Raw genomic sequence first — 15,582 nt, 5'->3', positions numbered from 1 at the left:
TCTAGCGAAGCTCCTGCACCAGCCGCCGGATCCGGCGCTGCGCATGATGCCGCGACAGGCCGGTCGGCACCACGATATCGGCCCGGCGCCGCTTTTCCGCATCGGGCAATTGCCGCGCCAGGATGGCGGCCAGGCGGTCCGGCGTCATCCCGCCGCGCCCGAGCACGCGCGCGCGCTGCACCCGGGCGGGGGCGGAGACCACCAGCACCAGGTCCACCCGGTCCTCGCCCTCGGTTTCCAGCAGCAGGGGAATATCCAGCACCGCCAGACGCTCGCCCCGCCGGCGGCAGGCCTTCAGGAAGGCTTCCTCCGCACGGCGGACCAGCGGGTGGACGATCCGTTCCAGCCGCCGCAGCGCCGCCGGGTCGCCCAGCACCCGGCTGCGCAGCGCCTCCCGGTCCACCCGCCCCGCGCGCGTCGTGCCGGGAAACGCGGCCTCGATCGGCGCGACCGCCGCGCCGCCGCGGCCCTGCAGGGCATGCACGGCGGCATCCGCGTCGAAGACCGGCACGCGCAGGCGGCGGAAGGTGTTCGCGGCGGTGGACTTGCCCATGCCGATGCTGCCGGTCAGGCCGATGATCCTCATTTCGGCAGCAGGTCATGCGCCACGAAGGCGCGCAGCTCCGCATCCACCCGGGGCGCCACACCGAACCATTCGGTGAAGCCGGGCCGCGCCTGGTGCAGCAGCATGCCGAGGCCGTCCACCGCCCGCAGCCCAAGCGCGCGGGCCTGCGCCAGCAGCGGGGTCTCCAGCGGCACATAGACCATGTCCGCCACCACCGCGCCCAAGGGACCCCGATCGGCCAGCGGCGCCAGGTCGATCTCCAGCGGCGGCTCCCCCTGCATGCCCATGGAAGTGCCGTTCACCAGCAGCGCCGCATCCCGCAGCAAAGGCTGGTCGCTGACCGCGACCGCCCCCCCGAGATCCCGCGCCAGCGCCTCCGCCCGCGCCACCGTCCGGTTGACCAGCACCAGTTTCGGGCAGCCGGCATCGAGCAGCGCCGCGGCGACGGACCGCACCGCACCACCCGCGCCGAGGATGACTGCCGGCCCGTCCGAGGCCCGCCAGCCCGGTGCCTGTTCCCGGATGGATTCGAGGAAGCCGTAGCCATCCGTGCTGGTGCCCTCGATCCGGCCGTCAGTTCGGAAGAACAGCGTGTTCACCGACCCCGCCCGCTGCCCGACCGCATCCACCGCGTCGCACAGCGCATAGGCCGCTTCCTTGTGCGGGATCGTCACATTGACCCCGGCGAAGCCAAGCCGGGACAGGGCGCGCACGGCTTCGGCAAAATGCTCCGGCCGCACAGGCAGCGGCAGGTAGGCGCCGTCGATGCCGTGCCGGTCCAGCCAGAAGCCGTGCAGGCGGGGGGATCGCGAATGCGCCACCGGCCAGCCGAGCACGCCGGCCTTCAACGCTTTGCCGCTCAAGATCTGCATCGGGCGAAGTGACTCCGGCCGCGGGCCGCCGTCAACGCCCCCCTTCCAAGCAGGCGCCGGCAATGCGACAGGAGGGGCAATCAGGAGAACCCGACCATGGTGCGCAGCCTCAAGGTGGCGGTCCAGATGGACCCGATCGCCTCGGTCAACATCGACGCCGACAGCACCTTCACCATGATGATGGAGGCGCAGTCGCGCGGCCATGCCCTGTGGCACTACCATGTCCGCGACCTGGCGCTGCTCGGCGGGCGGGTGCTGGCGCAGGCGGAGACGGTGGAGGTGCGGCGGGAGAAGGGCCGCCACTTCACCCTCGGCCCGAAGCAGGAGATCGACCTGGGCCAGGTGGACGTGGTGCTGATGCGCCAGGACCCGCCCTTCGACATGGCCTACATCACCGCGACCCACATCCTGGAGCACATCCACCCGAAGACCCTGGTGGTGAACGACCCGGCCAGCGTCCGCAACGCGCCGGAGAAGCTCTACGTCACCCACTTCCCCGATCTGATGCCCGAAACCCTGGTGACGGCCGATGTCGGGCAGATCCGGAAATTCCGGCAGAAGCACGGCGACATCATCATCAAGCCGCTGTTCGGCAATGGCGGCGCCGGCGTCTTCCACCTGCGCCCCGAAGACCCCAACATGAACGCCCTGGTCGAGATGTTCACCGAGCGGTCGCGGGAGCCGCTGGTGATCCAGAAATACGTCCCCGCGGTGCGGGAGGGTGACAAGCGCATCATCCTGGTGGACGGCGTCGCCATGGGCGCCATCAACCGCGTGCCGGCGGCCGGCGAGGCGCGCAGCAACATGCATGTCGGCGGCACGCCCATGCAGACCACGCTGACCGACCGCGAGCGCGAGATCTGCGCGGCCATCGGGCCGGAGTTGCGGGCGCGCGGCATGATCTTCGTCGGCATCGACGTGATCGGCGGCTACCTGACCGAGATCAACGTGACCTCCCCCACCGGCCTGCAGGAGATCGCCCGCTTCGACGGCATCCACCTGGAACGCGCCCTGTGGGACGCCATCGAGGCCAAGGTCGGCGCCTGAAACGTCCTGAAACCGCGGTGACGCGGACCCGGCCGTAGCCTCCCTGCCGGGAGGATACGGAGATGGGCGACTACAGGACGGATTTCGACGCGCGCATCGGCGGGCTGGGGCTGAAGTATTTCAGCCCCGGCGAATTGCTGGCGCGGACCTCGGCCAAGAACAAGTTCGGCACGGCGAACAGCAAGCCGCCGGAGCGGCTGTGGGACAACATCATCCCCACCATCCTGATACTGGATGCGCTGCGGGAGCATCTCGGCAAGTCGATCAACCTGGTCAGCATCTACCGCAGCGAAGCCTACAACCAGGCCTCCAGCGACAAATCCACCGGCTACACCGGCCGCGCCAGGACCAGCCAGCACATGGCCTTCAGCGCCATCGACTTCAAAGTCGCCGGCATGCCCTGCACCGATGTCGAGAAGATCCTGAAGGAATGGAGCAACAGCGGGAGGATGTTCCACTCCCCTGTGATGTTCGAACGGAAGGCGGAGAAGGTGAAGGCCGGCACCATCCCGTTCGGAGAACTGCCCCGCACCTGGCGGGTCTGGCCGCTCGGCGTGTGGTTCGCCTTCAAGGGCTACATCCACGCCTATCCCAGCGAAAACTTCACCCACATCGACACGCGCGGGCAGACCAGCAAGATGTCGGAGTGACTGCTGGTCTGCCCCACGGCGTGCCTCAGGTGGCGCGGCGGCCGATGACCATGCGGTAGATCGCCAGCACGATCACCGCGCCGACCACGGCGCCGATGAAGCCCGCGCCCTCCCCGGCACGATACCAGCCCACAGCCTGGCCGAGCCAGGTCGCCACCACGGCCCCGACGATCCCGAGCAGGATGGTGATGATGAACCCGCCGGGATCGCGCCCCGGCATGAGGAACTTCGCGAGCGCGCCCGCGAGGAAGCCGATGATGATCGTCCAGATGAAACCCACGTGCACTCTCCCTGCCCCAATGGCAATGTAAGCGCCGAAAACCCTCGCGGTTCCCGATCTATCTGCCGCAGACCATTCGCGGCCGCGCGCCCGCCCCCGGCGGGATCACCAGCCGCGCCCGGCGCCCCGGCGGGCACAGCCCCGCCACCGTCCGCGCCGGCAGGGCGGCGCCGCGGGCGACGCGGACCTTGGCGTGGTAGGCGAGCCCGCGCCCGGGCTCCATCGAATGATACTGCGCCACCGCCTCCGCCCAACTGCCGGTCCGCCCGCGCAGCTCCCGCAGGAAGCGCACGGCGTAGGCGACGTTGACCGGCGGGTCGAAGGCGCTAGCAAGGTCCGGGAAGGCCTCCGGGTGGTACACCAGGTTCACCTGCATGCAGCCGACATCGATGGACCGCCGGCCGGCCGTCCGCAGGGCCTGCACGGTCTCCACCGCCTCCGCCGCGGTTTCGGGGAAGATGCCCTCGCCGCCGGCGTTCAGCGCGAAGGGCCAGGGGGCGGTGCCGCCGCGTGGGCTGGCGCGGCCGCTTTCGACGCGGGCGATGGCCAGCAGCAGGCCGTCCGGGATGCCGCTGCGCGCCTCCGCCGCCGCGATGGCGCGGGCGCAGGCGGTCCAGGGGTCCGGTTGCGCGCGCGCGGCGAAGGGCCACAGCAGCAGGCACAGGACAATCAGGCGAAGCAGGGCCATGCCGCCACCTGCCGGGGCCATGCCGGTTGCGTCAACCTCGGATCGGGGTCGCCACCTGGGTCGTGAAGACGGCCAGCGCCTCCGGTGGCCCGGCCAGCAGCAGGGCTTCCCGATTTTCCGCCGGTACCTGCCCCTGGCCGATCATCCCCGCCCTCCCTGTTCGCCAGGCACATCAGACCGGGGGCGTTCCAACCACCGCATGGCAGGACCGTGTCGAAACCTTGCCGCAACGTGAAGCCACTTGATCTTGCAGGTCGGGCCGCCCGGCATGACCTATCGGTGGTCGCAAGGTTGACCCGCACCATCGCGGGCCCCTAGCGTCGCAATGAAATCTTCACGGACCGGATCACCATGGGTCCCATCACCAAGCCGCCGCGCCCCACGGGGGTGCCCAGCATGACCTTCGCCCACACGGCCATTCCCCTGCCGCCGGGGCTCGACGAGCGCAGTGCCGCGGTGCTGCGGGAGCTGGTGGAGACCTATGTCCAGACCGGCGAGCCGGTCGGCTCCCGCACCCTGTCGCGCCGCCTGCCGCATTCGCTGTCGCCTGCCACCATCCGCAACGTCATGGCGGACCTGGAGGAAGCCGGGCTGCTGTTCGCCCCGCACACCTCCGCCGGGCGACTGCCGACGGAACGCGGGCTGCGCCTGTTCGTCGACGGCCTGCTGCAATTCGGCGCGCTGCCGGAGGAGGAGCGCGACGCGATCGCCGCGCGCTGCGCCGCCGGCGGCCGGTCCTTGCAGGAGACGCTCGGCGAGGCCAGCCAGATGCTGTCCGGCCTGGCGGGCGCCGCGGGCCTGGTGGTGGCGCCGAAGCGGGAAGCCCCGGTGCGGCACATCGAGTTCGTGGCACTCGGCACCGGCCGCGCCCTGGTGGTGCTGGTCACCGCCGATGGCCAGGTTGAGAATCGCGTCATCGAGGTGCCGCTCGGCCTGCCGCCTTCCGCCCTGCAACAGGCCAGCAACTACCTGAACGCCCGCCTGTCCGGCCGCACGCTGGAAGAAACCCGCGGCACGGTGGCGGAGGAAATCTCCGCCAACCGCACCGCGCTGGACGCCCTGACCAACCAGGTGATCGAGGCCGGGCTCGGCACCTGGTCCGGCGGCGCGGGCGGGTCGCTGATCCTGCGTGGCCAGGCCAAGCTGTTGCAGAACCTCGGCCAGAACCTGGACTACGCCCAGCGCGTGCAGGAAATCCAGGCGCTGTTCGAACGCCTGGAGGCGCAGGAGACCATGCTGCGGCTGCTCGACCTGGCGCAGCGCGGGGAGGGGGTGCAGATCTTCATCGGCGCCGAGAGCGGGCTGTTCGACAGCGCCGGGCTTTCGATGGTGGTCTCGCCCTTCCGCAACGGGGCGGAACAGATCGTCGGCGCCATCGGGGTGATCGGGCCGACGCGGATCAACTACGGGCGGATCATCCCGGTGGTGGATTACACGGCGCGCGTGATCGGGCGGCTACTAGGCTAGGCTGCACGGCGCCGCCTTCCACGCTATATCAGCGGGAAGCAGGAGCACCCCGTGGTCCACATCACCTCCCCCGCCTTCAAGGCGAACGCCTCCCGCGCCCTGGCCGATGTTGGCCTGCAGAAGGCGCTTGACCGCAGCAAGGGCACCTCGCACGCCAAGCGGGCGGCGGCGGTGGCGGCGCTGCCGGAGTTCGAGCGGCTGCGCGACATCGGCCGGGACATCAAGAACCACACCCTGGCCAACCTGGACTTCTACCTGGAAGCCTATGCGGCGAAGGTGGAACGCGCCGGCGGCACCGTGCATTGGTGCTCCACCGCCGATGACGCCCGCGCCACCGTCCTGAAGATCTGCCGCGACAAGGGCGCTCGCACGGTCACCAAGGGCAAGTCGATGATCTCCGAGGAACTCGGCATCAACGACCACCTGGAAGCGCATGGCATCGAGCCGGTGGAAACCGACCTCGGTGAATACATCCTGCAGATTCGCAAGGAGCCGCCGAGCCACATCATCGGCCCGGCCTTCCATCTCAATCGCGAGGATTGGGAAAAGACATTCCGGGAGATCCACACGGAACTGCCGAAGGACCGTGTGTTCCATGAGCGCAGCGACATCATGGCGGAGGCCCGCACCAAGCTGCGTTCCCGCTTCCTCGCCGCCGATGTCGGCATCACCGGCGCCAACTTCCTGATCGCCGAGACCGGCAGCAACGTCATCGTCACCAACGAGGGCAATGGCGACCTGACGCAGACCCTGCCGAAGACGCACATCGTGCTCGCCAGCATCGAGAAGGTGGTGCCGACGCTGGAGGATGCGACCAGCCTTCTGCGGCTGCTCGCCCGTTCCGCCACCGGCCAGGATTTCTCCGTCTACACCACCTTCTCCACCGGCATCCGGCGCGAGGGCGACCTGGATGGGCCGGAGGACTACCACGTGGTCCTGATCGACAATGGCCGGTCCAACATGATCGGCACCGACTTCCAGGAAATGCTGCGCTGCATCCGCTGCGCCGCCTGCATGAACCACTGCCCGGTCTATGGCGTCGCCGGCGGGCATGCCTATGGCTGGGTCTATCCCGGCCCGATGGGCAGCGTGCTGACGCCGACGCTGATCGGCATCGACAAGGCCGGCAACCTGCCGAATGCCAGTACCTTCTGCGGCAAGTGCGAAAGCGTCTGTCCGGTGAAGATCCCGCTGCCGAAGCTGATGCGCCATTGGCGGGAACGCGAGTTCGAGCGGCACCTCTCGCCGCAATCCGTGCGCTCCGGCCTCGCCTTCTGGGCCTGGTTCGCGAAGCGGCCGGGGATGTACCGGATGGCCACGAAGCTCGGCATCGGCGCGCTGTCGCTGCTCGGCCGCGGCAAGGGCGCGTTCAGGTCGCTGCCGCTGGCCGGCGGCTGGACGGCGGGGCGGGACCTGCCGGCACCGGAACCCGGCGGCACCTTCATGGCCCGCTACCGCACCACCCGGCACGGGGCACGCCGCCGATGAACCGCCCACCCTACGAGCCCGCCGGCGACGAGGCCGAGCGCGTCCGCGGCTACCCCTTCCCGGACCAGCGCGCGCCGGACCGTGTGGCACCCCGCCCGACCGGGACGCTGGAGGAAATCTACGCGCGGATCGACGCCACCACACCCGCCGCCCGGCTGAACGAGGATCTCGACCGCATCGAGACCGCGCTCGCGCGGCTGGAACAGGCAGTGCGCGAAGCGCTGGAGCAGGATCGCCAATGACCAGGGACGCCATCCTCGGCGCCATCCGCCGCGGCCTGAAGCGCGGGCCGCTGCCGGCCGACCAGGCGGCGATGCTGGAAGGGCGGCTCGCCACCCATCCGCGCCACCTGATCCCGGCGCGGTCCCGCCTGCCGCGCGCCGAGCAGATCGCGCTGTTCATCCGCAACGCCGAGAAGGAATTTTCCACGGTCGAGCGGGTGCCGGATGCTGCCGCCATCCCGGCCGCGGTGGCGGATTATCTCGCGGCGCAGAACCTGCCTTCCCGCCTCGTGATGGCGCCGCATCCGGACCTGCTGGGCATCGACTGGTCGACCCGCCCGATGCTGGAACGCGAGGCCCGCCGCGCGCAGGATGGCGATGCGGTCTCCCTGCAACACGCCTGGGCCGGCATCGCCGAGACCGGCACGCTGGTGCTGCCCTCCGGTCCCGAGCGCCCGACCACGCTGAACCTGCTGCCGGATACCGAGATCGCGGTGCTGCGCGCCTCCGACGTGGTCGGCGCCTATGAGGAAGCCTGGGACCGGCTGCGGGCCGGGCAGGCGGATGCGCTGACCGGTGGCTTCATGCCGCGCAACATCATGCTGGTCACCGGGCCGTCGCGGTCCGCCGATATCGAGCAGACGCTGGAGCTCGGCGCGCATGGCCCGCGCCGGCTGCACATCCTGCTGATCGAGGACGAGCCGGCGCCGCGGATGGAAAGCCCGGCGGAGGCCCGGGCCGAGGCGGTGGCGCAGCCCGGCACCGCTGCCGTCCCGGGCGACTGAGCCACCGCCATGCGCGCCAAGCGGCTGAGCCCGGCCGACCTCGCGCTGTGGCGCGCCTTCACCGCCGAAATCCTTCCGCTGAATGGGCATGAGCGGCCCCCTGCGCCACCCGAGCCACCGGCGGCCGCGACCGCGCCGCCGGTGCAGGTGGCGCCGACGCCCTCGAAGCCTGCGCGCCCGGCCCCACCGCCGGAAATCCGGGTGGGGGAGGTGCCGGGCGGGCTCGACCGCAAGCGCTGGGCGGCGCTGCGCCGCGGCGACATGCGGGCGGAACGCACGCTGGACCTGCATGGGCGGCGCGCCGCGGAGGCGCACCTGGTGTTCCGCGCCTTCCTGCACCGCGCGGCGGAGGAGGGCATCCGCACCGTCACCGTGGTCACCGGCAAGGGTCCGCAGCCGGAAGGCGGCATCCTGCAGCGCGAATTGCCGCATTGGCTGAACGACCCGGACATGCGCCCCCTCGTGCTCGGCGCCGCGCACCCGCACCCGACGAATTCCGGCGCGGTGAACCTGCTGCTGCGGCGGCGGCGGACCAACCGGGGGTGACCCCGGTCCTGACCGGCCTGCGCGAGCCGCCCTCACCCAACCCTCTCCCCCCCGGGGGGGAGAGGGCTGCGAAGGCCGGCAAGGATCAGCGATGACGCCCTTCGGCGCCCGCCTGCGGATGCTGCGGCGCCAGCGGCGGCTGACGCTGAAGGCGCTGGCGACGCACCTCCAGGTCTCCTCCGCCTACCTCTCCGCGCTGGAACACGGCCATCGCGGCCGGCCCTCAGCCGGGCTGGTGCACCAGGTGAACGAGTTCTTCGGCCTGATCTGGGACGAGGCGGAGGAGCTTTCGAACCTCGCCAAGCTGTCCCACCCCAAGGTCTCGCTGGATACCGGTGGCCTGACGCCGGAGGCGACGGCGCTGGCCAACCGGCTGGCGGAGTCGATCCACCGCCTCAGCCCGCAGACGGTCGCCGCCATGCACGGCCTGCTGGATCGGGACGTCCCCGGGGAGGTGCCGGGCGAGAAACCCCGGCTGCGCCGCCCCGCGCGTTAGGGCCGTTTCACCTGCGCCGTGCACAGGTGAAACGGCCCTAGCTGTTGATTTGGCGCATTTTCCGAGCCGTCAGGCGTATCCGCCTGACTTGAAAATGCTCTAATCCCTGGGATGCCCATCCCGCAGCAACTGCCGCAGGCGGGAGAAATCCAGCCCCTCCAGCAGGTCATCGGCGGATAGCGAGGCCCCCCACATCGCCTCCAGCACCGCCATCGCCGCCCCGGTCAGCGGCATCGGCACGCCGCGCGCCGCCGCCAGCCGCAGCCACAGCGCCAGGCCGTAGGTGACGCTCTGCGCCAGCTGCGTCGCATCCAGCCCGCGCAGCCCCGGCGCCGGGCGAAGGGCCGCCAGGGCGCGCGCCATCACCGGAAGCGGCCCGACCGGCACGTTGGCCATGCGGTGCAGCCCGGCCGCCAGGCTCGGCACCGCATGGCCATAGGCCTCGGCCAGCGCCAGGCGCTCGGCATCCAGCCGCTCCGCCAGCCGGCAGATGGCGGGCGTCATCTGGCGGTGCTGGTCCCAGGCCTCGCCGGCCTCGATCCGGGTCACGTTGCCGAGGATCAGCGCCGATTGCAGTACCGGCTCATGCGCCGCCAGTGCCGCCCCCAGCGCGTCGGACAGGTGCACGAAGGCCATGCCGAACAGGTCCGAGCACAGCCGCGCCAGGGCCTCGGAGGAGGCCGCCGGCACCGTCGCGATCTCCACCGCCTCCGGCAGCGCCAGGATGCGCACCTCGTCGCCGGCCAGGCGCTCGGCCACCACCGGCGGCACCGCCAGCGCCGCCACCGGCACGCGCAGCCCGCGCCGCGCCAGCAGCCGGTCCAGCAGCAGGGGGGCGAGGGAATGGCTCGGCGCCAGCAGCACCGGCACGCCTTCGGCCAGCATCGGCGCGATGCGGCGCAGCAAGGGGCCGAGTGCATGCGGCGGCACGCTGACCAGCACGGCGGAGGCGCGGTCCAGCGCGCGCGCCACATCCACCGCGACGGAGACCCGCGCGGTGCCGGACAGCACGCCCTGCACGCTCAGGCTGCTGCCAATGCCATGCGTGCCGCCGCCGCGCGGCGACCAGATCGCGGCCTCGTGCCCGCGGCTGACGGCGAGCGCGGCCGCCCCCGGCCCGACGGCACCGGCACCCAGGACGGCCAGGCGCATCGGCTCAGGCCCCCGTCGAGGCATGGCGGGTGGTGGGACAGGATCGGTGCGGGAACAGGGTCATCCGGCAAGCTTACAGCCCCGCATCAAGCTCCGCACCCCACCCCGCGAGCCTGCCATCGTCGGAACCGCGCAGGGAGTTCAGCACCGACTTCATGCGAACGTCGCGAGGGATTCATTGCCCTGCCTTGAAACGCGGTATTAATGCGGTGTCATGCAGGCAACCGCTCGACTGACCGCTCCGGATGCCCTGCGCCCGCGCAAGCGGCGCAAGGCCATCCAGTTCTCCGCCTCGGACCCGGAAGGGCTGTGGGGGGATGTGCTCGGCTTCCGCCCGCATGGCGGGCGGATCCGGGCGGTACGGCGGCTGGTCACGCTGCTGCTGTGGACGATCCTTGCCATCCCGATCCAGGCGCTGCTGCTGGTGCTGCCGGGGCGGGGGCACATCGCCTTCGCCCGCATCTACCACCGCACCCTGTGCGCGCTGATGGGGCTGCGGCTTCAGGTGGTGGGCCAGGCCGCGCCGGGGGCACCGGTGCTGTATGTCTCGAACCATTCCTCCTGGCTCGACGTGCTGGCACTGGGCGCGACGTTGCAGGCCGCCTTCGTCGCCAAGTCGGAGATCGATGGCTGGCCACTGATCAACATGGTGGCGCGCCTCGGCCGCACCGTCTTCGTCAGCCGCCGCCGCACCGGCACGAAGGGGGAGGCGGATGCGATCCGCACGCGGCTCGCGGCCGGCGACAACCTGATCCTGTTCCCCGAAGGCACCACCAGCGATGGCGGCCGGGTGCTGCCCTTCCGCAGCGCCTTCCTGTCGGTCGCGGACCGGGCGCAGGTGGTGCAGCCGGTGTCCGTGGTGTTCGACCGGCTCGGCGGGCTGCCGGCCTGCCGGCGCGACCGGCCGCTATTCGCCTGGTATGGCGACACCGACATCCTGACGCATTTCTGGCGCATCGCCCGGCGGTCCAACAGCCGCGCCACCATCATCCTGCACGCACCGCTGGACCCGGCGGACTTCCCGGACCGCAAGGCGCTGGCCGCGGCCTGTGCCGGGGTGGTGGCGGATTCCTGCGCGACGCTGCGCCAGAACCGCCCCGCCGCCCCGTTGCAGGCGCCGATCCCCCTCAAGGTCCCGCGGGCGGAGACGCTTCCCGCTTGACCCGACACGGCGCCATCCCGCAGCCTGTCCGGGTGCCGAACCCCGCCTGGCCCGCAGGGCCAAACCCCCCTGGACCGTTGGGCCGCGCTTGACCCCGGCGCGCGGCCTGCGCAAATCCCCCGCTTTCCCCTGCCTCGGTTTGGGCGGGGCGGCGGAGCACGGTCCGGCATGAGTTCCGACAAGAAGAAGCTGTTCATCCGCAGCTGGGGCTGCCAGATGAACGTCTATGACAGCGGCCGCATGGCGGATGTGCTGGCCCCGCTCGGCTATGCCCCGGCCACCGGGCCGGACGACGCCGACATGATCGTGCTGAACACCTGCCACATCCGGGAGAAAGCCAGCGAGAAGCTGTTCTCCGAGCTTGGCCGGCTGCGGGTGCTGAAGCAGGCGCGCGAACAGGACGGCGGGCGGCTGATCCTGGCGGTCGCCGGCTGCGTCGCGCAGGCGGAGGGCGCTGAAATCACCGCCCGCGCACCCTATGTGGACCTCGTGTTGGGACCGCAGAGCTATCACCGCCTGCCCGAGATGGTGACGCGGATCAGCCGCGCCGCCGGCGCGGTGATCGAGACCGACTTTCCGACCGAGCAGAAATTCGACTTCCTGCCGGATTCGACCACGCCGCAGGGCGTCACGGCCTTCCTGACCATCCAGGAAGGCTGCGACAAGTTCTGCTCCTTCTGCGTCGTGCCCTACACCCGCGGCAGCGAGTTTTCGCGATCTGCCGCCGCCGTGCTGGCGGAGGCCCGGCACCTGGTCGGGCAGGGCGCGCGCGAGATCACGTTGCTCGGGCAGAACGTGAACGCCTGGCATGGCGAGGGCCTGTCCGGCGGCGCCTGGAGCCTGGACCGGCTGCTGCTGGAACTGGCGGAAATCCCCGGCCTCGCCCGGCTGCGCTACACCACCAGCCACCCGCGCGACATGGACGATGCGCTGATCGCGGCGCACGGGACGATCCCGCAGTTGATGCCGTTCCTGCACCTGCCGGTGCAGTCGGGGTCCGACCGGATGCTGGCTGCGATGAATCGCGGCCACAAGGCGGACGACTATTTCCGCATCGTGGACAAGCTGCGGCAGGCGCGGCCGGATATCGCGCTGTCGTCGGACTTCATCGCCGGCCATCCGGGCGAGACCGAGGCCGACCACCAGGCGACGCTGCGGCTGATCGAGCGGGTCGGCTTCGCGCTGGCCTATTCGTTCAAATACTCCTCCCGCCCCGGCACGCCGGCCGCCACCGCGCAACTCCAGGTGACGGAGGTGGAAAAGGACCGCCGGCTGCAGGAAATCCAGGCCCTGCTGCGGGAACAGCAGGATGCCTTCAACCGTTCCTGCGTCGGCCGTGCCTGCGATATCCTGGTGACCGGCCCGGGGCGGCATCCCGGGCAGTTCGCCGGGCGTTCCCCCTGGCTGCAGCCGACACATGGCGAGGGCTCCCCCGACCTCGCCGGCCAGGTGCTTCCGGCGGTGGTCACCGCCGCGATGCCCAATTCGCTCACCGTGCGCCTCGAGGGGAATGAGGCGCTCGGTCCTCCCGCACAAACGCCCCGTCAGGAGAAGGCCGCCGCTTGAACACACCCCCCGCCACGATCAGCCTGCGTCCCGCCGCTCGCCCGCCCGCCACCCTGGCGGGCAACCCCAACATGCAGCGCGTCGTCACCATGCAGTTCGACGACAACGCCCTGCTGCCGCTGCTGTATGGCGAGCATGACCGCAACCTGGCCCGCATGGAGGTCCGCCTCGGCGTCCGCCTCGGCAGCCGGGGCAACCGGTTGACCATCACCGGCGCGCCCGAGCGGACCGATGTGGCGGAAGCGGCGTTGATGGCGTTGTGGCGAAGATTGCAGAAGAACGAGCCGGTGGGCAGCGCGGAGGTCGAGGCGGCGATGCGGATGGCGGAAGGCGTGCAGGAAGCGGATCCGCGCCTGCCCCTGCAGGATTTGCCGGCGATCCGCACCCGCAAGGGCGCCATCGCGCCGCGCACCCCGGCGCAGGCCGCCTATATCGACGCGCTGGCGCGGCACGAGATGGTGTTCGGCGTCGGCCCGGCCGGCACCGGCAAGACCTACCTGGCCGTCGCCCAGGGCGTCGCGCTGCTGCAGGCCGGGCGGGTCGATCGCATCGTTCTGTCGCGTCCGGCGGTGGAGGCCGGCGAAAAGCTCGGCTACCTGCCGGGCGACCTGAAGGAGAAGGTCGACCCCTATCTGCGGCCGCTGTACGACGCGCTGCACGACATGATGCCGGCCGAGCAGCTCACCCGCCGGATGACCGCCGGCGAGATCGAGGTGGCACCCCTGGCCTTCATGCGCGGCCGCACCCTCGCCCATTGCTACGCCATCCTGGACGAGGCGCAGAACACCACAGCGGCCCAGATGAAGATGTTCCTGACCCGGATGGGCGAGGGCAGCCGCATGGTCATCACCGGCGACCCGACCCAGGTGGACCTGCCCAACGGCCAGAAATCCGGCCTCGCCGAGGCGCTCTCGATCCTGGAGGGGGTCGAGGGCATCACGGTGGCGCGATTTGCAGAAACGGATGTGGTAAGGCATCCCCTCGTGCAACGCATCGTCGCGGCCTATGGCCGGATGGACCAGTCGGCTTCGGGCCGGAGTGACCCGGCACCGCGCGGGCGTTGAGGGATTTGCGGCACGGGGCCATTGTCCCGCGCCGGAGGCAGTTGGAGAGCGATGGAACCGTTAAGTAGTCATCCCGACCCCGGCAGGCTTGCCGGGGCCGGGATGCAGGAGGGGGAGGCGGGCATCACCGTCGTCCTCGCCACCCAGAAGTGGCGCGCCGCCGTAGCCCGGCCGGACGCGCTGGCCCGCCGTGCCGTGGCCGCGGCGCTGCGGGATGCCGGCGCCGAGGGCGCCGTCACCGTGCTGCTGACCGACGATGCCGAGGTCAAGCGGCTGAACACCGGCCATCGCGACAAGGCGAAGCCCACCAACGTGCTGTCCTTCCCCGGCGGCATGCCCGGCCACCTGGGCGACATCGCCCTGGCGCTCGGCGTGGTGCGGCGCGAAGCGCGGGAGGCCGGGCGCAGCGCCGCGGACCACCTGGCGCATCTGCTGGCGCATGGCGCCCTGCACCTGGCCGGCCACGACCACCTGCTGGCCGGCGAGGCGCGGCGCATGGAACAGGCGGAGGCGCGCATCATGCGCCGCCTCGGCCGCCCCAACCCCTGGAAGGAGGGCCGGGGACGGCCTGCATCATGAGCGGCAACGGAGAAGACGGCACACCCGTCGAAAAGCGCAACACCCTGCTCTGGCGCATCCAGGGCCTGCTGCGGCGCCGCACGGCCGATACGGTGCGCGACCAGGTCGAGGAACTGCTGGAAGGCCGGCAGGAGGAAGGCGCGCCGCGAACGCCGGACGGCTTTGGCGGCGGGCTCGACCCGAATGAGCGCGCGCTGCTCGGCAACGTGCTGCGGCTGCGCGACAAGGCGGCCTACGACGTGATGGTGCCGCGCGCCGACATCCTGGCGATGTCGGAGGATCTGACGCTCGACCAGGCCATCCGCCTGATCCAGCGCGAGGGCCACAGCCGCTTTCCGGTGTACCGGGAGAACCTCGACGACATCGTCGGCATGGTCCACATCAAGGACGTCTTCGCCGCCGTCGGCCGCGACCCGGCCAGCTTTTCATTGAAGGCGATCCTGCGCCGGCCGCTGTTCGTGGTCCCGACCATCCCGGTGCTCGACATGCTGCTGCAGATGCGCGCCGCGCGCATCCACATGGCGCTGGTGGTGGATGAATATGGCGGCATCGACGGCCTGGTGACGATCGAGGATCTGGTCGAGACCATCGTCGGCGACATCTCGGACGAGCATGACGAGGTGGCGCCGGTGACGATCCTGGACCGGCCGGACGGCACCGTCGAACTCGACGCCCGCACCACGGTGGAGGCCTTCGAGCAAAAATTCGGCGCCGTGCTGACGGAGGAGGAGCGCAGCGCGGACATCGATACCGTGGGCGGGCTGATCTTCACCCTGGCCGGCCGCGTGCCGGCGCGGGGGGAGCTGATCTCGCACCCATCTGGCCTGGAATTCCGGGTGCTGGACGCCGACCCGCGCCGCATCCGCCGGCTGCGGGTGCGGCGGCCGGGCTCGACGGGGGAGCCGGCACGCCAGGCGGCGGAGTGATCGGTGGCGGGGTGATCGGGCGCTGACC

18 protein-coding genes are annotated in these 15,582 nt (G+C 71.0%); 13 read left to right on the top strand and 5 right to left on the bottom strand.

The window, feature by feature from the left end; translation table 11 throughout:
• Nucleotide 1: 1 nt before the first annotated feature.
• Nucleotides 2–586 (bottom strand): dephospho-CoA kinase, encoded by a 585-nt coding sequence (gene coaE / locus ACFHPP_RS18520; protein ID WP_437164709.1) that lies wholly within the window; start codon nt 584–586, stop codon nt 2–4.
• Nucleotides 583–1,437 carry a shikimate dehydrogenase gene (locus ACFHPP_RS18515; RefSeq protein ID WP_437164708.1) on the bottom strand — a complete coding sequence of 285 codons (855 nt, stop codon included), beginning with the start codon at nt 1,435–1,437 and terminating at the stop codon, nt 583–585. The genes coaE and ACFHPP_RS18515 overlap by 4 nt, the downstream gene beginning before the upstream one ends.
• A gap of 96 nt (nt 1,438–1,533) precedes the next feature.
• Between ACFHPP_RS18515 and gshB the strand changes: the two genes are divergently transcribed.
• Both gshB and ACFHPP_RS18505 read left to right on the top strand, forming a co-directional pair.
• Complete coding sequence (gene gshB / locus ACFHPP_RS18510; RefSeq protein ID WP_437164707.1) at nt 1,534–2,484, top strand: glutathione synthase; 951 nt, start codon at nt 1,534–1,536, stop codon at nt 2,482–2,484.
• A 62-nt stretch (nt 2,485–2,546) separates the two neighbouring features.
• Nucleotides 2,547–3,134, top strand: a complete 588-nt coding sequence (locus ACFHPP_RS18505) for a D-Ala-D-Ala carboxypeptidase family metallohydrolase (protein ID WP_437164706.1) — start codon at nt 2,547–2,549, stop codon at nt 3,132–3,134.
• Between the two features lie 25 nt (nt 3,135–3,159).
• Here ACFHPP_RS18505 and ACFHPP_RS18500 read toward each other — a convergent pair whose 3' ends face one another.
• Together ACFHPP_RS18500 and ACFHPP_RS18495 are read right to left on the bottom strand one after the other, a co-directional pair.
• Nucleotides 3,160–3,414 carry a GlsB/YeaQ/YmgE family stress response membrane protein gene (locus tag ACFHPP_RS18500; protein ID WP_430668667.1) on the bottom strand — a complete coding sequence of 85 codons (255 nt, stop codon included), beginning with the start codon at nt 3,412–3,414 and terminating at the stop codon, nt 3,160–3,162.
• Nucleotides 3,415–3,472: 58 nt separating this feature from the next.
• Nucleotides 3,473–4,102, bottom strand: coding sequence for a hypothetical protein (locus ACFHPP_RS18495; protein WP_437164705.1), 630 nt, complete (start codon nt 4,100–4,102; stop codon nt 3,473–3,475).
• 396 nt (nt 4,103–4,498) lie between these two features.
• On the opposite strand from ACFHPP_RS18495, the gene hrcA reads away from it, so the two are divergent.
• The 6 genes from hrcA to ACFHPP_RS18465 all read left to right on the top strand — a co-directional run bounded on the left by hrcA (nt 4,499) and on the right by ACFHPP_RS18465 (nt 9,105).
• The gene (gene hrcA / locus ACFHPP_RS18490) at nt 4,499–5,569 is read left to right on the top strand and encodes a heat-inducible transcriptional repressor HrcA (RefSeq protein ID WP_437164766.1); all 1,071 of its coding nucleotides are present in this window, start codon (nt 4,499–4,501) and stop codon (nt 5,567–5,569) included.
• Nucleotides 5,570–5,620: 51 nt separating this feature from the next.
• Entirely contained in the window at nt 5,621–7,057 is a 1,437-nt protein-coding gene (locus ACFHPP_RS18485; protein WP_437164704.1) for a LutB/LldF family L-lactate oxidation iron-sulfur protein, read from the top strand.
• Complete coding sequence (locus ACFHPP_RS18480; protein WP_430668662.1) at nt 7,054–7,299, top strand: hypothetical protein; 246 nt, start codon at nt 7,054–7,056, stop codon at nt 7,297–7,299. The genes ACFHPP_RS18485 and ACFHPP_RS18480 overlap by 4 nt, the downstream gene beginning before the upstream one ends.
• A complete protein-coding gene (locus tag ACFHPP_RS18475; protein ID WP_437164703.1) occupies nt 7,296–8,063 on the top strand; it encodes a LutC/YkgG family protein in 768 nt (255 codons plus the stop codon). Before ACFHPP_RS18480 ends, ACFHPP_RS18475 begins: the two co-directional genes overlap by 4 nt.
• 9 nt (nt 8,064–8,072) lie before the next feature.
• Complete coding sequence (locus ACFHPP_RS18470) at nt 8,073–8,609, top strand: Smr/MutS family protein (RefSeq protein ID WP_437164702.1); 537 nt, start codon at nt 8,073–8,075, stop codon at nt 8,607–8,609.
• Nucleotides 8,610–8,700: 91 nt separating this feature from the next.
• Nucleotides 8,701–9,105, top strand: coding sequence for a helix-turn-helix domain-containing protein (locus ACFHPP_RS18465; protein ID WP_437164701.1), 405 nt, complete (start codon nt 8,701–8,703; stop codon nt 9,103–9,105).
• Between the two features lie 99 nt (nt 9,106–9,204).
• Here the strand turns inward: ACFHPP_RS18465 and ACFHPP_RS18460 are convergent, their stop codons facing one another.
• A complete protein-coding gene (locus ACFHPP_RS18460) occupies nt 9,205–10,257 on the bottom strand; it encodes an NAD/NADP octopine/nopaline dehydrogenase family protein (RefSeq protein ID WP_437164700.1) in 1,053 nt (350 codons plus the stop codon).
• A 214-nt stretch (nt 10,258–10,471) separates the two neighbouring features.
• On the opposite strand from ACFHPP_RS18460, the gene ACFHPP_RS18455 reads away from it, so the two are divergent.
• The 5 genes from ACFHPP_RS18455 to ACFHPP_RS18435 all read left to right on the top strand — a co-directional run bounded on the left by ACFHPP_RS18455 (nt 10,472) and on the right by ACFHPP_RS18435 (nt 15,554).
• On the top strand, nt 10,472–11,419 hold the full coding sequence (locus ACFHPP_RS18455; RefSeq protein ID WP_437164699.1) for a lysophospholipid acyltransferase family protein: 948 nt from the start codon (nt 10,472–10,474) through the stop codon (nt 11,417–11,419).
• A 168-nt stretch (nt 11,420–11,587) separates the two neighbouring features.
• Nucleotides 11,588–12,985: a tRNA (N6-isopentenyl adenosine(37)-C2)-methylthiotransferase MiaB gene (miaB, locus tag ACFHPP_RS18450; RefSeq protein WP_437164698.1), complete on the top strand. Its 1,398-nt coding sequence runs from the start codon at nt 11,588–11,590 to the stop codon at nt 12,983–12,985.
• 71 nt (nt 12,986–13,056) lie between these two features.
• Nucleotides 13,057–14,049 carry a PhoH family protein gene (locus ACFHPP_RS18445; RefSeq protein WP_437164765.1) on the top strand — a complete coding sequence of 331 codons (993 nt, stop codon included), beginning with the start codon at nt 13,057–13,059 and terminating at the stop codon, nt 14,047–14,049.
• A gap of 51 nt (nt 14,050–14,100) precedes the next feature.
• The gene (gene ybeY / locus ACFHPP_RS18440) at nt 14,101–14,628 is read left to right on the top strand and encodes an rRNA maturation RNase YbeY (protein WP_437164697.1); all 528 of its coding nucleotides are present in this window, start codon (nt 14,101–14,103) and stop codon (nt 14,626–14,628) included.
• Nucleotides 14,625–15,554, top strand: a complete 930-nt coding sequence (locus ACFHPP_RS18435; protein WP_437164696.1) for a hemolysin family protein — start codon at nt 14,625–14,627, stop codon at nt 15,552–15,554. Before ybeY ends, ACFHPP_RS18435 begins: the two co-directional genes overlap by 4 nt.
• The last annotated feature ends 28 nt before the right edge of the window (nt 15,555–15,582 follow it).

Origin of the sequence: Falsiroseomonas sp. E2-1-a20 (genome assembly GCF_051433195.1) — a bacterium.
In the GTDB taxonomy this organism is placed as follows: domain Bacteria; phylum Pseudomonadota; class Alphaproteobacteria; order Acetobacterales; family Acetobacteraceae; genus Falsiroseomonas.
Note: the sequence above shows the minus strand (reverse complement) of the source record. Positions and strands in the feature narration are given on the sequence as shown.

What these genes read in the sequence shown, in the direction of transcription:
- ACFHPP_RS18495 (WP_437164705.1), bottom strand. Translation starts at nt 4,102, where the DNA reads ATGGCCCTGCTTCGCCTGATTGTCCTGTGCCTGCTGCTGTGGCCCTTC.
- hrcA (WP_437164766.1), top strand. Translation starts at nt 4,499, where the DNA reads ATGACCTTCGCCCACACGGCCATTCCCCTGCCGCCGGGGCTCGACGAG.
- coaE (WP_437164709.1), bottom strand. Translation starts at nt 586, where the DNA reads ATGAGGATCATCGGCCTGACCGGCAGCATCGGCATGGGCAAGTCCACC.
- ACFHPP_RS18515 (WP_437164708.1), bottom strand. Translation starts at nt 1,437, where the DNA reads ATGCAGATCTTGAGCGGCAAAGCGTTGAAGGCCGGCGTGCTCGGCTGG.
- ACFHPP_RS18435 (WP_437164696.1), top strand. Translation starts at nt 14,625, where the DNA reads ATGAGCGGCAACGGAGAAGACGGCACACCCGTCGAAAAGCGCAACACC.
- ACFHPP_RS18445 (WP_437164765.1), top strand. Translation starts at nt 13,057, where the DNA reads ATGCAGCGCGTCGTCACCATGCAGTTCGACGACAACGCCCTGCTGCCG.
- ACFHPP_RS18470 (WP_437164702.1), top strand. Translation starts at nt 8,073, where the DNA reads ATGCGCGCCAAGCGGCTGAGCCCGGCCGACCTCGCGCTGTGGCGCGCC.
- ACFHPP_RS18460 (WP_437164700.1), bottom strand. Translation starts at nt 10,257, where the DNA reads ATGCGCCTGGCCGTCCTGGGTGCCGGTGCCGTCGGGCCGGGGGCGGCC.
- ACFHPP_RS18505 (WP_437164706.1), top strand. Translation starts at nt 2,547, where the DNA reads ATGGGCGACTACAGGACGGATTTCGACGCGCGCATCGGCGGGCTGGGG.
- gshB (WP_437164707.1), top strand. Translation starts at nt 1,534, where the DNA reads ATGGTGCGCAGCCTCAAGGTGGCGGTCCAGATGGACCCGATCGCCTCG.
- ACFHPP_RS18455 (WP_437164699.1), top strand. Translation starts at nt 10,472, where the DNA reads ATGCAGGCAACCGCTCGACTGACCGCTCCGGATGCCCTGCGCCCGCGC.
- ACFHPP_RS18465 (WP_437164701.1), top strand. Translation starts at nt 8,701, where the DNA reads ATGACGCCCTTCGGCGCCCGCCTGCGGATGCTGCGGCGCCAGCGGCGG.
- miaB (WP_437164698.1), top strand. Translation starts at nt 11,588, where the DNA reads ATGAGTTCCGACAAGAAGAAGCTGTTCATCCGCAGCTGGGGCTGCCAG.
- ACFHPP_RS18475 (WP_437164703.1), top strand. Translation starts at nt 7,296, where the DNA reads ATGACCAGGGACGCCATCCTCGGCGCCATCCGCCGCGGCCTGAAGCGC.
- ybeY (WP_437164697.1), top strand. Translation starts at nt 14,101, where the DNA reads ATGGAACCGTTAAGTAGTCATCCCGACCCCGGCAGGCTTGCCGGGGCC.
- ACFHPP_RS18480 (WP_430668662.1), top strand. Translation starts at nt 7,054, where the DNA reads ATGAACCGCCCACCCTACGAGCCCGCCGGCGACGAGGCCGAGCGCGTC.